This is a genomic window from Cupriavidus alkaliphilus (assembly GCF_014191175.1).
GTDB classification, from domain to species: Bacteria; Pseudomonadota; Gammaproteobacteria; order Burkholderiales; family Burkholderiaceae; genus Cupriavidus; species Cupriavidus alkaliphilus.
In genome coordinates, this window is the sequence record NZ_JACHWE010000002.1 from 1 (window position 1) to 14046 (window position 14046).

Here is a 14046-nt window from a genome sequence, read left to right on the forward strand (position 1 = left end):
GTGCGGATTCCCGTGTGAAAGTAGGTCATCGCCAGGCTCTTATTCTGCAAAACCCCTCGACAGCGTGTGCTGCGAGGGGTTTTGTCTTTGGCGCGCCGCTCGCGACAGCACCCGCCTTTTTCTTGCTAAAACTGTCGACGCCGTACCGTGGCCCCCACGATGGCACCCGCCAGACAGATTCCGCCGAGCAATGCCGCGGCTGGCGTGACACCGTACGCGGTCGAAGCGCTTGCAGCGACCGGTAATAGCGCCAGCACCACCACGTTATTGACGCTTTCCGACACCGCCAGCACTTTTCCTTTGTTGGCGCCGGCCCTTTGCGCGAGCATGGCGGTGCTGGCAGGTGCCGCGATACCCAGCGCAGCTCCCCAGACCAGCAGACATCCCAGCGCCAGCGGCAGCCCGACGGCAGTGGTCAGGAACAATGTCATGGATGCGGCGACAACCACGGTAGCGAGAACCAAGGTGTTCTCTTCGCGCTGGTAACGCCGGCTGAAATGTCCCGCCAGCATATTGCCGATTCCCAGCCCCAGACCGAATACGGAAACGGCAATGCCGACGGCTCCCACCTCCAACTGATATCGCGTCCGCAACACTTCTCCCGCAAAGACATAGCCCGCTACTGCGCTGCCATTCCAGGCGCCTTTTGCGAGCAGAAGCCGGAAGATCTCGGCGCGTGCCTTCTTGTTGGAAGACAGTTTCTCGGTCGCGCAGGCGTGTGGCATATCGCGCGGAATCACATGCCAGCCTGCGGCGAAGGCCGCAAGGCAGCTGACGGCGATCATCAGAAACGGCGCGCGCCACCCCCAGGCCTCCGTCAGCAAACCGGCCACGGCAGGTCCGGCCGCGATCCCCGCCGTCATGCCAAGCATGACGCCACCCATGGCGCCGGCTTGGCTCGCCTGCGGAATCCGCTCGGCGATCAGGGCGAAGACGGTCGGGATGGTCGCGGCAGCGGCCAGGCCGCCCAGAATGCGCAGGGCCATGGCGGCCTGCAGTGTCGGCACCAGCGTCAGCGCAATGCTATCCACAGCGAACAGTAGCATGGCAGCGAGCAGCACCCGGCGGCGTCCGGCGCGATCCGAGAGCCAACCCATCAGCGGCGCCGCCGCGGCGTAGGACAAGGCGTAGGCCGAGACCAGTCCCGACGCATGCGCCGGGGACGTGTTGAAGGCCGAGGCGAGCGGGGCCAGCATCGGTGCGAGCATGAACTCCGCTGCCCCGACCATGCAGACGGCAAGGGCCAGGACGGGCAGAAGGAACGGGGATGGCATGCGGAAACTCCGGGGTGAAGATGACGGACAGCCAAGGCGCGCGACGAGACGACGCAACCCGACGGCATCGAGGGCCAAAACCAGCTAAATCGGGGGAATTGAGCGGCGCCGCAGAGTCGGGCGCAGACAGAAGCGGTGCGCGGGGGCACCAGTCAGGCGGGATGGGCGGACCAGGGAAGTCCGCCCGGAAGATGGAAGATTCTAACGTATTGTCGGGAAGGAGCGTGGGCTTAGTCGGCCTCGACCTTCATCGACTTCAGCAGCGGCTGCCACTTGTCGCTTTCCGCCTTCAGCAGCGTCCGCAGGCCATCAGGCGTCTGCTTGTCGACCGGAACGATTTCCGCGCCGAGTCCGTCCAGCTTCTTGATCACGGCCGGATCCTTCAGCCCCTTCTGCAATGCCCTGGTCAGGCGTTCGACGGCGGCCGGCGGCGTGCCCTTGGGCGCGTAGATGCCGTGCCATACCTTGACGTCAAAGCCTTTCAGCCCGCCTTCCTGCAGAGTCGGGGCCTGCGGCAGCGCCTTGATCCGGGCCGGCGTGGTAACGCCGAACAGGCGCACGCGATCGGCCTGGATATGGGGCAGGGTGGCCGTGGTCTGGTCGCACAGCAGGTCGACCTGGCCGCCCAGCAGCGCCGTCAGCGCGGGGCCTGCGCCCTGGTAGGGAATGGCATTCAGCTTGACGTCCACAGATTGTTCGAACAGCAGCCCGCAAAGCTGCGACACGGCGCCCAGCCCGGCATTGGCGAGCGACACCTTGTCCTTGTTCTGCGCCACGTACCGGATCAGCTCAGGCACCGTCTTCGCCGGCAGGTCCTTGCGGCCCATCAGCGTCATCGGCACGTCCGCGACCTGGCCGACGTACTCGAAGTCCTTCAGCGGCGCATACGGCAGCTTTTTGTACAGCGCCGGCGCCGTCGCCATGCCGTTGTGGTGGATCAGCAGCGTATAGCCGTCGGCCTGGGCGCGGGCGACGAAGGCGGCCGCCACGGTGCCGCCGGCACCCGTGCGGTTTTCCACCACGATGCTCTGGCCAAGGTCTTGCGACATCGCTTGTGCCAGCGTGCGCGCGACAACATCGGTCGGGCCGCCGGCGGAGTAGGGCACGACCAGGGTGATCGGCTTGGCCGGATAGGCATCGGCCGCTGCCGCGCCCGAGCCGCCTGCCATGGCAGAAACCGTCACCAGCACACCCGCCAGCCATCGCGGCCCGGCGTGCCAATACTTCGCATCCTTCATTGCTGTCTCCAGATAGGTGCCGCACCGTGGGTCCGGGGCGGCTTGTCAGGGTTGCGCGGCTAGCATGGCGGCAAGCCGCGGCAACCGCAATCTGGTTCTCGTGAAGGATGCCTAATGCCTGGTGAAAGATCAGGCCGCTTCGGCCACGCGCACCTCCACCAGCAGCTTTTTCAGCTCCGGCACGCACGAGCCGCAGTTGCCGCCGGCCTTGACGCAGGCCGTGATCTCGGCGGGCGTTTTCAGGTCGTGCATGCGCACGGCATCGCAGATGGTGTTGCGCCCCACGCCGAAGCACGAGCACACCGTCGGGCCGGTATCGGCGCCTTTCTCCATCGGCTGTCCGAGCAGCAGGCCGATCCGGTCGGCGTCGTCCAGCCGCTCGCGTCCGAACAGGCCGGCGAGCCAGGCGCGCGACGGCAGCTCCGGACGTGTCGATACATAGACGCAGGCTTCGAGCCGGTCATCGACGACATGGCCTGCGTGATAGACCCCGGCGGCGCGGTCCTCGTATTCCAGCCAGTCCGCGTCCGGATCGGTCACGCCCAGCAGCGCGCGTGCCCAGGCGGTGCGATCGGCGACGGTATCGCGGCCGGCGAATTCATAGCGCTGGAACTGGCGGCCCTGCACCCGCGTCCAGTAGGTCAGCGCTTCGGCCGGCAACGCACGGCGGCTCAGCATAAAGCCATGCCAGTGCACGCCGAACGGCTCGACCCGCACCGGCGTGTGCTTGAACTCGGGCTCGCCGGAAACGGGATCGACCACCGGATTGACCAGCGCACCGACGCGTGCGTCGGAGCTGAATTGTCCGTTCCAGTGGATCGGCACGAACACGCTGCCGCGCGGAATGCCGCCGCCATGCCGCACGCGTGCGACCATCGCGCCCCAGCGGGTGCTGACGCGCGCGAGCTTGCCTTCGCCCACGCCACACAGCAGCGCGTCCTGCGGGTGCATGTCGACAAAGGGCTCGGGCAGATGGTCGGCCAGCTTGGCCGACTTGCCGGTGCGCGTCATGGTGTGCCACTGGTCGCGCACGCGGCCGGTGTTGAGGATCAGCGGGAAGTCGTCGTCGGGCGCGTGGGCCGGCGCGCGCGGTGGCGTGGCGACAAAGCGGGCGCGGCCGTCGGCGTGGGCGTAGCGGCCATCGCCGAACAACCGCCGCGCATCCTGCGCGCCTTGCGCGGGCACGGGCCATTGCACCGGTTCCAGCGCGTCATAGCGCACCGGGTCCAGGCCGGCCAGCCCGCCGATATCGAACGCGCGCGGCGCGTCATTATTGCGCCATGCGCTCAGGCGCGCGTGTTCGTCGAAGATCTGGTGCGGACCGGCATAGCTGAAGCCGCTGAAGCCCATGCGGCGTGCCACCTCGCACAGGATGTCCCAGTCGGCGCGCGCTTCGCCCGGCGCCGGCAGGAAGGCGCGCTGGCGCGAAATGCGCCGCTCCGAGTTGGTGACGGTGCCGTCCTTCTCGCCCCAGCCCAGCGCGGGCAGCAGCACATGCGCGGCGGCGTTGGTGTCGGTGCGCTCGATGATGTCGCTGCTGACCACCAGTTCGCACCTGGCCAGCGCACGGCGCACCTGGTCGGCATCGGGCAGGCTTACCACCGGGTTGGTGGCGATTACCCAGACCGCCTTGACGCGGCCGGCTTCGATGGCCTCGAACAGCTCTACCGCCTTCAGTCCAGGACGGTCGGCCATCGCCGGCGCTTGCCAGAAGCCCTGCACCACGTCGCGATGCAGCGGGTTGGCCAGCTCCATATGCGCGGCCAGCATGTTAGCCAGGCCGCCGACTTCGCGCCCGCCCATCGCGTTGGGCTGGCCGGTCAGCGAGAACGGCCCCATGCCCGGCTGGCCGATACGGCCGGTGAGGAGGTGGCAGTTGATGATGCTGTTGACCTTGTCGGTCCCGGCGGACGACTGGTTGACGCCCTGCGAAAAGGCCGTCACGGTCTTTCCGGTCTGTGCGAACAATGCGTAGAAGTCCAGCACGTCCTGCAGGTTCAGCTTGCAGGCGCGGGCCACGGCAGCCGGATCGGCGCAGGCGGCGTCAGCGGCCTGCAGGGCCTCATCCAGTCCCGCGGTGCTGGCGGCGACGAACGCGGCGTTGGCGTGTCCTTCACGCGCAAGGTAGCTCAGCAGACCGTTGAACAGCCACACATCGGTGCCCGGCCGGATCGCCAGGTGCAGGTCGGCCAGTTCGCAGGTGGCGGTGCGGCGCGGGTCGATCGCCACGATCTTCATCTCCGGGCGGGCTTCCTTGGCCCGGGACAGGCGCTGGAACAGGATCGGATGGCACCACGCGGTGTTGGAGCCCACCAGCACCACCAGGTCGGCGAGTTCCAGGTCTTCGTAGTTGCCCGGCACCAGGTCTTCGCCGAAGGCGCGCTTGTGGCCGGCGACGGCCGACGACATGCACAGGCGCGAGTTGGTGTCGATGTTGGCGCTGCCGATAAAGCCCTTCATCAGCTTGTTCGCGACGTAGTAGTCCTCGGTCAGCAACTGGCCCGAGACGTAGAGCGCGACCGAATCCGGACCATGGCGGCGGATGATGTCGGTGAAGCCCTGCGCCACGGTGTCGAGCGCGCGGTCCCATGACACCTGCCGCAAGCGGCCCTCGGCATCGCGCAGCTTGGGATGGAGCAGGCGGCCCTCCAGGTCCACCGTTTCGCCCAGCGCCGAGCCCTTGACGCAGAGCCGGCCCTGGTTGGACGGATGCTGCGCGTCGCCCGCGATCTCGACCTGGCCATCGGCGCGTACCGAGGCACGCACGCCGCAGCCGACGCCGCAGTACGGGCACGTGGTGGCGGTGGTAGTGGTCAGGGTTGCGGAAACAACCGGGATGTCGGACAGGTTCACGCGTTCTCCGTGCGGGGGGCGTTATATGGCTTTGGGTGAAGCTAGGCAGCCAGCGCTTCGCACTGGGCCTTGCCGAACAGCAGGCGCTGGCGCAGCGCCGCCACCGGTGTGCGTTGCTGGATCAGCTCGAAATACCAGGCACCGTCCTGCACGTCGCCGTAGAGGACGGCACCAACCAGGCGTCCGTCCTGCAGCACCAGGCGCTTGTAGACGCCGCGGCGCGCGTCGCGCAGCACCAGGTCTTCGCTGCCTTCACCGCCGATGAAGTCGCCGGCCGAGTACAGGTCCACGCCGGTCACCTTCAGCTTGGTGGCGGTGGCCTGCTGCACGTAGCGGCGATGGCCGGCGCCGGCCAGGTGCGCGGCACACACGCGCGCCTGGTCCCAGATCGGCGCGACCAGCCCGAAAGTGGCCTGGCGATGCTGCACGCATTCGCCGACGGCATAGATGCGCGGGTCGTAGGTCTGTAGCGTGTCGTCGACGACGATGGCGCGCTCGCAGTGCAGGCCGGCGCTGGCCGCCAGTTCGATATTGGGGCGCACGCCGGCGGTCATCACCACCAGGTCCGCGGGGATCTCGCTGCCATCCTTGAAGCGCACGCCGGTGACGCGTTCGCTGCCGAGAATCTCTGCGGTCTGCGCGCTCAGCAGGAAGCGCAGGCCCTTGCGTTCCAGCGCGCCCTTGAGCAGCGTGGCGGCAGGCTTGTCGAGCTGGCGCTCCATCAGGCAGTCGGCCAGGTGCACCACGGTCACGTCCATGCCCTGGCGCAGCAAGCCATTGGCGGCCTCCAGCCCAAGCAGGCCGCCGCCGATCACCACCGCGTGGCGGTGGTTGCGCGCGGCCTGCAGCATGGTCTCGACGTCCTGGATGTCGCGGAACGCGATCACGCCGTCGAGCTGGTGGCCCGGCACCGGAATGATGAACGGCTTCGAGCCGGTGGCCAGCAGCAGGCGGTCATAGCGCACCTCGCGCCCCGCGGCGGAACGCACCACGCGGCGCGGCCGGTCGATCGATACCACGGGATCGCCGGCGAGCAGCTCGATGCCGTTCTCTTGGTACCACTCGCGCGTGTTCAGCATGATGTCCGCCACCGTCTTCTCGCCGGCCAGCACCGGCGACAGCAGGATGCGGTTGTAGTTGCCGTGCGGCTCGGCGCCGAACACCGTGATGTCGTACAGGTCCGGCGCCAGGCGCAGTAGTTCCTCGACGGTGCGCATGCCGGCCATGCCGTTGCCGACGACGACCAGGCGTGGCCGGGCTTGGGGGTTGGCGGAAGGCGTCATGCCGGCATCTCCGTGGGCGGGGCGGTTGGGCAGGGGCAACATCAGGTCAGCTTTGGACGGCGCGGGGTCAGGCGGCGAGTTCTTCCTCGGCCTCGCGCACGGCCGCGCCGGCGGCGATCCACACCTTGCCGTCGTAGACGCGCGCGGCGTAGGCGTTGACCGACTGCTCGGGCGCCTCCAGGCATTCGCCGGTGCGCAGGTCGAAGTGGTGCTTGTAGATCGGCGAGGCCACCACCAGGCGCTCGCCCAGGTTGCCGACCAGCCCGCGCGACAGCACCGCGGCCTGCGCGTTGGGATCGAAGTTGTCGATGGCGTAGACCTCGTCGCCGCGGCCGATGCGGAATACGGCGACCTGCCGTTCGTCTACCAGCGCGCACACACCAGTATTGGGAACGATATCGCGTACGGTGCAGACGGCGGTCCAGGTTTCGGCATGGTGGGGATGGCTCATCACGTTCTCCTTGTTTGCGGGCACGGTCAGGCGGCTTTCGCGGGCATGGACACCACGGGGATGTGGCTCAGCCGGGAACGTTGCAAGTTCCGTTCCTCCGGCGTGGCCGGGCGAATCTGGCCGCGCTCCTCGATAAACACCAGGTTGTCGTCGCGGCGGTCGCTGTTGACGAAATGGCGGAAGCGCTTGCGCGTCTCGGGGTCGGTCACGGCCTTCTTCCACTCGTCCTCATAGGTGTCGACCACGTGCTGCATCTCGGCTTCCAGCTCGGCGGCGAGGCCCAGCTTGTCGTCGAGCACCACGGCCTTCAGGTAGTCCAGGCCGCCTTCGAGGTTGTCGCGCCAGACGCTGGTGCGCTGCAGGCGGTCGGCGGTGCGTACGTAGAACATCAGGAAGCGGTCGATGTAGCGCACCAGCGTGTCGTGGTCGAGGTCGCTCGCCAGCAGTTCGGCATGGCGCGGCTTCATGCCGCCGTTGCCGCACACGTACAGGTTCCAGCCCTTGTCGGTGGCGATCACGCCCACGTCCTTGCCCTGCGCCTCGGCGCATTCGCGGGTGCAGCCGGACACGCCGAACTTGATCTTGTGCGGCGCGCGCAGGCCCTTGTAGCGGTTTTCCAGTTCGATCGCGAGGCCGACCGAATCGCCCACGCCATAGCGGCACCAGGTCGAGCCCACGCATGACTTCACGGTGCGCAGCGCCTTGCCGTAGGCATGCCCCGATTCAAAGCCGGCGGCGATCAGCTCTTCCCAGATATAGGGCAGTTCCTCGGCTCGCGCACCAAACAGGTCCACGCGCTGGCCGCCGGTGATCTTGGTGTAGAGGCCGTACTTCTTCGCTACCTGGCCAACGGCGATCAGGCCTTCGGGCGTGACCTCGCCGCCCGGCATGCGCGGCACCACCGAATAGGTGCCGTCCTTCTGGATATTGGCCAGGTAGTAGTCGTTCGAGTCCTGCAGGCTGGCGTGCTCTTCCTTCAGCACGAACTCGTTCCAGCACGAGGCCAGGATGCTGCCCACGGTGGGCTTGCAGATATCGCAGCCCAGGCCGCTGCCGTGCGCATGCAGCAGCGCATCGAAGGTCTTGTGCTGGCCCACGCGCACCAGGTGATACAGCTCCTGGCGCGAGTACGGAAAGTGCTCGCAGAGATGGTTGTTGACCGCCATCCCTTGCTTCTTCATCTCGGCCTTCATGATCTGCGTCACCAGCGGCACGCAGCCGCCGCAGGCGGTGCCGGCCTTGGTGCAGGTCTTGAGTGCGCCGATGCTGGTCGAGCCGTCGCAGACGGCGGCGCAGATCTCACTCTTGGAGACGTTGTTGCACGAGCAGATCTGCGCGGTGTCGGGCAGGGCGTCGGCACCCAGCGCGGGCTTGGCCTTGCCGCTGCTGTCCGGCAGGATCAGGAACTCGGGCGATTCCGGCAGCTCGATCCGGTTCAGCATCATCTGCAGCAGGGTGCCGTATTCGCTGGCATCGCCGATCAGCACGCCGCCCAGCAGGTACTTGCCGCAGTCGGACACCACCAGCTTCTTGTAGACTTCCTTGCGGTCGTCGCTGAACTGGTAGATGCGCGCGCCCGGCACGGTGCCGTGCGGGTCGCCGATGCTGGCCACGTCCACGCCCATCAGCTTGAGCTTGGTGCTCATGTCGGCGCCGCCGAACTCGGCCGCCTCGCCGCGCAGGTGGCGCGCGGCCACGCGGGCCATGTCGTAGCCGGGCGCCACCAGGCCGTAGATCTTGCCGTCCCACAGCGCGCATTCGCCGATCGCGTAGATGTCAGGGTCGGAGGTGCGGCAGTTGTTGTCGACCACGATGCCGCCGCGCGCACCGACTTCCAGGCCGCAGGCGCGCGCCAGTTCGTCGCGCGGGCGGATGCCGGCCGAGAACACGATCATGTCGGTGTCCAGATGCGTGCCGTCGGCGAACACCATGCGATGGGTGCCGTCCTCGCCGTCCACGATCTCGACGGTGTTCTTGCCGGTATGCGCGGTCACGCCCAGGCCGGCGATCTTCTGGCGCAGCATGCGGCCGCCGCCTTCGTCGACCTGCACCGCCATCAGCCGCGGCGCGAACTCCACCACGTGCGTCTGCAGGCCCATGTCGCGCAGCGCCTTGGCGCATTCCAGGCCGAGCAGGCCGCCGCCGACCACCACGCCGGTCTGCGCGCGCGCGCCGCATTCCTGCATCGCCTCGAGGTCTTCGATGGTCCGATAGACGAAGCAGTCCTTGCGGTCCTTGCCCGGCACCGGCGGCACGAACGGGTAGGAGCCGGTGGCAAGGATCAGCTTGTCATAGGACAGGGTCTCGCCGGTGGAGACCTTGACCGTGCGCGCGCCGCGGTCGATCTCGACGGCACGCGCGTTCAGGCGCAGCAGCATGTTGTCGTGCTGCTCGAAGAAGCCCGCCGGCACCAGCGACAGGTCTTCCGCCGACTTGCCGGCGAAGAACTCGGACAGGTGCACGCGATCGTAGGCGGGACGCGGTTCTTCGCACAGCACGGTCACTTCCAGGTTTTCCGCACCGGCGTCCGCCAGCGATTCCAGGAACTTGTGACCTACCATGCCGTGGCCGACGATGATCAGTTTCATGATGCTTTCCTTGTCCGGTAGTCAGTCTTTGCTGCTTGTGGTGCTTGAAGTGCGGTGGGGCGAAATGGGATTCAGTTGGCCAGCGCGCTGTCGTACAGCGCCTGCTCGCGCGCCTTGTGCTCGGCGCTGAAGCGGATGGCGATGGCGCAGACCGCGGCGATCGTGGCCAGCACGCCCAGCACCGTCAGGGTCTGCTGCACGTTGCCCAGGCCCTTGAGCAGGAAGCCCGCGGCCACCGCGCCGACGTTGCCGCCCGCGCCGATGATCCCGGCCACGCCGCCCAGTGCCTTGCGGTCGATGAAGGGCACCAGCGCGTAGGTCGCGCCGCAGGCCATGTGGGTGAACAGGCCGAACAGCAGCATCGCCACCACCGCCATGGCCACGTTGCCGGCCTGCGCGAACCACAGCAGGCCCAGGCCTTCGCCCAGGATCAGCGCGAACAGCAGCGTGGCGCGCGCATCCAGGCCGCGGCGGCGCGCCGCCTTGTCCGACAGCCAGCCGCCCAGGGCGCGGGCAAACAACGCCAGCAGGCCGAAGCTCGCGGCGGCCATGCCGGCGGCTTTCAGGCTCAGGCCAAAGCGGTCGACGTAGTACATCGCGGCGATGTTGTGGATGAAGATCTCCACGCCGAAGCAGGCGCCGTAGGTGATGAACAGCAGCCACACGCGGTAGTTGGCGCTGGCGGCGCGGAAGCTGGCCCAGCCACCGCCACCCTTGCCACCATCCTTGCCGCTGATCTCGATGCCCCGGGCGCGCAGGTCCGAGTAATTGCCTTCCGGGCAGTCCTGGGTGAAGCGGTAGTAGACGACGGCCATCACCAGCATCAGCACGCCCGGCACCAGCAGCGCGATGCGCCAGCCGAAGGCGTGGTCCGCGCCCATCATCAGCACCGCGGCCAGCACCAGCGGCATCAGCGCCTGCGCGGCGCCGCCGCCGGCATTGCCCCAGCCGGCCGTGGTCGCGTTGGCGGTGCCGACCACGTTGGGCGCGAACATCACCGAGGTGTGGTACTGCGTGATCACGAAGCTCGCGCCGACCGCGCCGATCAGCAGCCGGAACACCAGGAAGGTTTCGTAGTTCTGCGCCAGCGCCACACCCAGCACCGGCAGCGCGCCCAGCGACAGCAGCGCGGTGTAGGTCTTGCGCGGGCCAAAGCGGTCGCACATCGGTCCGATCACCAGGCGCACCAGGATCGTCACCGCCACCGCGGCGATATTGATGTTGGCGATCTGGCCGGCGCTCAGGCCGAACTCGCCCTTCAGCACCGGCATCAGCGGCGCGCAGGCAAACCACGCGAAGAAACACACGAAGAACGCCATCCAGGTCAGGTGGAAGGCGCGCATCTGCGGAGTGCTCAAGCTCAGCAGCTCGATGCGGGTGGCTTTGCCGGTCATCGTCACTTGCTCCAAAAACAAATGGCGTCCCGCAAACCGGCCGTGAAGCCGGTTCAGGGGACGCCGTTGTCCTGACAGCCGCTACATGGGATAGGGGCTGGGTATGTGGGGGTGGGCCGGTCGCCGTTGACGGGCCCGGACCTGATTACGCAAGGGGTGTGCCAGCCTGGGATGTGACGGGCAATGGCGGCTACAGGCCGGGTGACGGAGGCGCAAGCAGGGTGGATGCGCCGTGGTGGGGCGGGCCGGGGGCGCGCGGCACGCTCATGGTGCAGTGCAGTGGACTGCGCTGGTGCGGTGCGGCATCAGCGCTAGGGAAGGCCGTGGCGTTCAGCCGCCGGCGGGCTTTTGCACCGGGATGATCTGCATGTCGCGCGGCGACACCTCGGCGCCGTCCTCGTCGACCAGCGCCGCCCGCACCAGCTTGCCGTTCGCGCGCGAGCGGATTTCGACCGGGCCGCCGTCGGGTGCCAGGTGGCAGTCGCCCCATTGCATCAGGCCGACCAGCACCGGCAGCAGCTCGACCGCGGCGCGGGTGGGACGGTACTCGAAGCGTTCGCGTTCGCCGGGCTCGCGGTAGCCGACCTTGCGCAGCAGCCCGGCGTCGGTCAGCGTCTTGAGCCGCGTCGACAGCACCGCCGGCGAGCATTCCAGCCGGCGCAGGAAGTCGTCGAAGCGCGTCACGCCGTGGAAAACGTCGCGCAGGATCAGGATCGTCCACTTTTCGCCGATCAGCGACAGCGTGGAGGCGATCGAGCAATGGCGGAGATCGGACGCAGTGGTGGTCATGATGCCGTGAAGCATAGCATGCTGACTTCATTTGCAAAAGTCAGGTTATCTCCTATACTCTGGCTACAGATTATGAATCCAGAGGGTGGCAGCATGGATCTCCAGGGCTTGGCGCGTGGCGGCGTGACAGAAAGCTGGACGGCGGGACGGGGCACGCAGGTGACGCTGCGCCGCACCCGTATTCAGGATGGCGCGGCGCTGCGCGCGATGGTGGACGCGCTGTCGCGGGAGAGCCGCTACTTCCGCTTCCTGACCGGGGGGCGCGTGGTGGACGAAATCGTCGCTGGCCTGGCCGCGCCCGGGGACGGTGGCGTGGCGCTGGTCGTGGTCGCTGCCGGTGAAGACGGCAACCAGGCCATTGTCGCCAGCGCCGAATATGTCGTGTCCGGCCAGGTTGCCGAGTTCGCGGTGGTGGTGGCCGACGACTGGCAGGGGCAGGGGCTGGGCCGGCGCCTGATCGCCAGGCTGTGCGAGCTGGCGCGTGCAGCCGGTCTGCACGGCCTGCGCGGCGACGTACTCAGCGAGAACCGGCGCATGCTGGCGATCCTGCAAGGGCTGGGCTTTGCCAGCCGCCGCAATCCGCAGGACAGCTTCCTGCATGAGGTCTCGCTGGCGCTGGCCCAGCCGGCGCGCAGCGCGCAACGGCTGCCGGCGGACTGGTTCAGCGCGCGCTGAGCTGCCGCGCCAGAGCTCAGCCGGCTTCGCGCTTGCCGCGCGCGGTCATGGTGCAGCCGACCGAGGCCGTGATGATGCTGGCGATCGCCAGCCACTGCACCGTGCTCAGCTGCTCATGCAGGAACACCAGCCCGGCGAGCGCGCCCATGGCCGGCTCCATGCTCAGCAGGATGCCGAAGGTGCGCCGGTGCAGGCGCTTGAGCGCGACCATCTCGAGCGAATACGGAATCGCGCTCGACAGGATGCCCACCGCCAGCCCGAACAGCAGCAGCGTCGGACTGAACATCGCGGTGCCCGCGTGCGCGAGGCCGAACGGCAGCACCACCAGTGCGGCCATGGTCAGCCCCAGCGAGGTCGCCTGCCCGCCGTGGGCGTTGCCCGCCATCTGCCCGAACACGATATACAGCGCCCAGCCCACGCCCGCGGCCAGCGCATAGCCGATGCCGACCGGATCCAGCGTGCCGGCGGCAGCGCCGACCGGCAGCAACAGCAGCAGGCCGGTCACGGCAAAGGCAATCCACAGGAAATCGATCGCGCGCCGCGACGATAGCACCGCCACCGCCAGCGGCCCGGTGAACTCGATCGCGATCGCCAACCCCAGCGGAATGGTCCGCAGCGACATGTAGAACAGCAGGTTGGTGGCGCCCAGCGCCGCGCCGTACAGCGCGATCGCGCGCGCGTTGGCGCGCGTCAGCGGCATGCGCCACGGGCGCCAGACGCACAGCAGGATCAGCGCGGAAAAGCTGACCCGCAGCGCCGTGGTGCCCTGCGCGCCCAACGCCGAGAACAGGCTCTTGGCAAACGAGGTGCCGATGCACAGCGAGGCCATCGAGCCGGTCAGGGCCAGTACGGCGAACAAGGTCGAGTGGCGGTGGGCGGTGGCGTGCTGCAAGGTCGGGTCCTGTATCGAGGTGGGGGCCGGTGCGAATGCTGCCGCATCATGCGGCAAGCGCGGCGCGGGCGCCATATACAGGTGCGCGCAGGCGGCTCAGTACAGTTGCGCCGCATGCGGCCGCAGTGAGGGGCAGGCCGCGGCTCAGTGCTGGCGCGCCGCGGCCTGGCGCCGCTTGCCGGGCTTGCCGGCGCAATCCGGGCAGCGCCCCAGCAGCGTCAGTTCGTGGTGCTCCACCACGAAGCCGGGCGGCGTGATCTCTTCCAGGTGGCCGGGGCATCCCTCCAGCGGGAACACGCGGTCGCACGTCAGGCACTGGAAATAGTGGCGATGCGTCACCGCGCCCGGTTCCTCCGCCAATTCATAACGGTCCGCCTGGCCGGGCAATTCCACCGCGTGCACCTGCGCATCGTCGAGCAGGGCACGGAGATTGCGATAGACCGTGGCCAGGCCCAGGGACGGCACCTGGCGCTGCGCCGCGGCCAGGATCTCGGCCGGGCTCAGCGGCCGGCCGGCTTCGCGCAGCGCGTCGATCACGGCGCCACGTTGACGGGTCATGCGTTCCATGCCTAGAATCTTAGTGAGAATTTATTATCATTAATAAGTCGC

The 14046-nt window shown here is 68.0% G+C and carries 11 protein-coding genes; 1 reads left to right on the forward strand and 10 read right to left on the reverse strand.

Features of this window, described 5'->3' with window-relative positions; all coding sequences use genetic code 11:
* Positions 1-125: 125 nt before the first annotated feature.
* The 8 genes from FHX60_RS06620 to FHX60_RS06655 all read right to left on the reverse strand — a co-directional run bounded on the left by FHX60_RS06620 (position 126) and on the right by FHX60_RS06655 (position 11885).
* A complete protein-coding gene (locus FHX60_RS06620) occupies positions 126-1274 on the reverse strand; it encodes an MFS transporter (protein ID WP_183282848.1) in 1149 nt (382 codons plus the stop codon).
* Between the two features lie 230 nt (positions 1275-1504).
* Positions 1505-2512, reverse strand: a complete 1008-nt coding sequence (locus FHX60_RS06625) for a tripartite tricarboxylate transporter substrate-binding protein (RefSeq protein WP_183282849.1) — start codon at positions 2510-2512, stop codon at positions 1505-1507.
* A gap of 129 nt (positions 2513-2641) precedes the next feature.
* A complete protein-coding gene (locus tag FHX60_RS06630; protein WP_183282850.1) occupies positions 2642-5365 on the reverse strand; it encodes a nitrate reductase in 2724 nt (907 codons plus the stop codon).
* Between the two features lie 41 nt (positions 5366-5406).
* Positions 5407-6648 (reverse strand): NAD(P)/FAD-dependent oxidoreductase, encoded by a 1242-nt coding sequence (locus FHX60_RS06635; protein ID WP_183282851.1) that lies wholly within the window; start codon positions 6646-6648, stop codon positions 5407-5409.
* Positions 6649-6715: 67 nt separating this feature from the next.
* Positions 6716-7099, reverse strand: coding sequence for a nitrite reductase small subunit NirD (gene nirD, locus FHX60_RS06640; RefSeq protein WP_092313303.1), 384 nt, complete (start codon positions 7097-7099; stop codon positions 6716-6718).
* Between the two features lie 26 nt (positions 7100-7125).
* Positions 7126-9687 carry a nitrite reductase large subunit NirB gene (gene nirB, locus FHX60_RS06645; protein WP_112774972.1) on the reverse strand — a complete coding sequence of 854 codons (2562 nt, stop codon included), beginning with the start codon at positions 9685-9687 and terminating at the stop codon, positions 7126-7128.
* Between the two features lie 71 nt (positions 9688-9758).
* Entirely contained in the window at positions 9759-11081 is a 1323-nt protein-coding gene (locus tag FHX60_RS06650; RefSeq protein WP_183282852.1) for an MFS transporter, read from the reverse strand.
* Positions 11082-11411: 330 nt separating this feature from the next.
* Positions 11412-11885, reverse strand: a complete 474-nt coding sequence (locus FHX60_RS06655; RefSeq protein WP_112774974.1) for a winged helix-turn-helix transcriptional regulator — start codon at positions 11883-11885, stop codon at positions 11412-11414.
* Positions 11886-11963: 78 nt separating this feature from the next.
* On the opposite strand from FHX60_RS06655, the gene FHX60_RS06660 reads away from it, so the two are divergent.
* The gene (locus FHX60_RS06660) at positions 11964-12545 is read left to right on the forward strand and encodes a GNAT family N-acetyltransferase (RefSeq protein ID WP_183282853.1); all 582 of its coding nucleotides are present in this window, start codon (positions 11964-11966) and stop codon (positions 12543-12545) included.
* Between the two features lie 16 nt (positions 12546-12561).
* Here FHX60_RS06660 and FHX60_RS06665 read toward each other — a convergent pair whose 3' ends face one another.
* Together FHX60_RS06665 and FHX60_RS06670 are read right to left on the reverse strand one after the other, a co-directional pair.
* On the reverse strand, positions 12562-13374 hold the full coding sequence (locus FHX60_RS06665; protein ID WP_244159889.1) for an EamA family transporter: 813 nt from the start codon (positions 13372-13374) through the stop codon (positions 12562-12564).
* Positions 13375-13581: 207 nt separating this feature from the next.
* The gene (locus tag FHX60_RS06670; protein WP_092313286.1) at positions 13582-14004 is read right to left on the reverse strand and encodes a Fur family transcriptional regulator; all 423 of its coding nucleotides are present in this window, start codon (positions 14002-14004) and stop codon (positions 13582-13584) included.
* Positions 14005-14046: the final 42 nt, after the last annotated feature.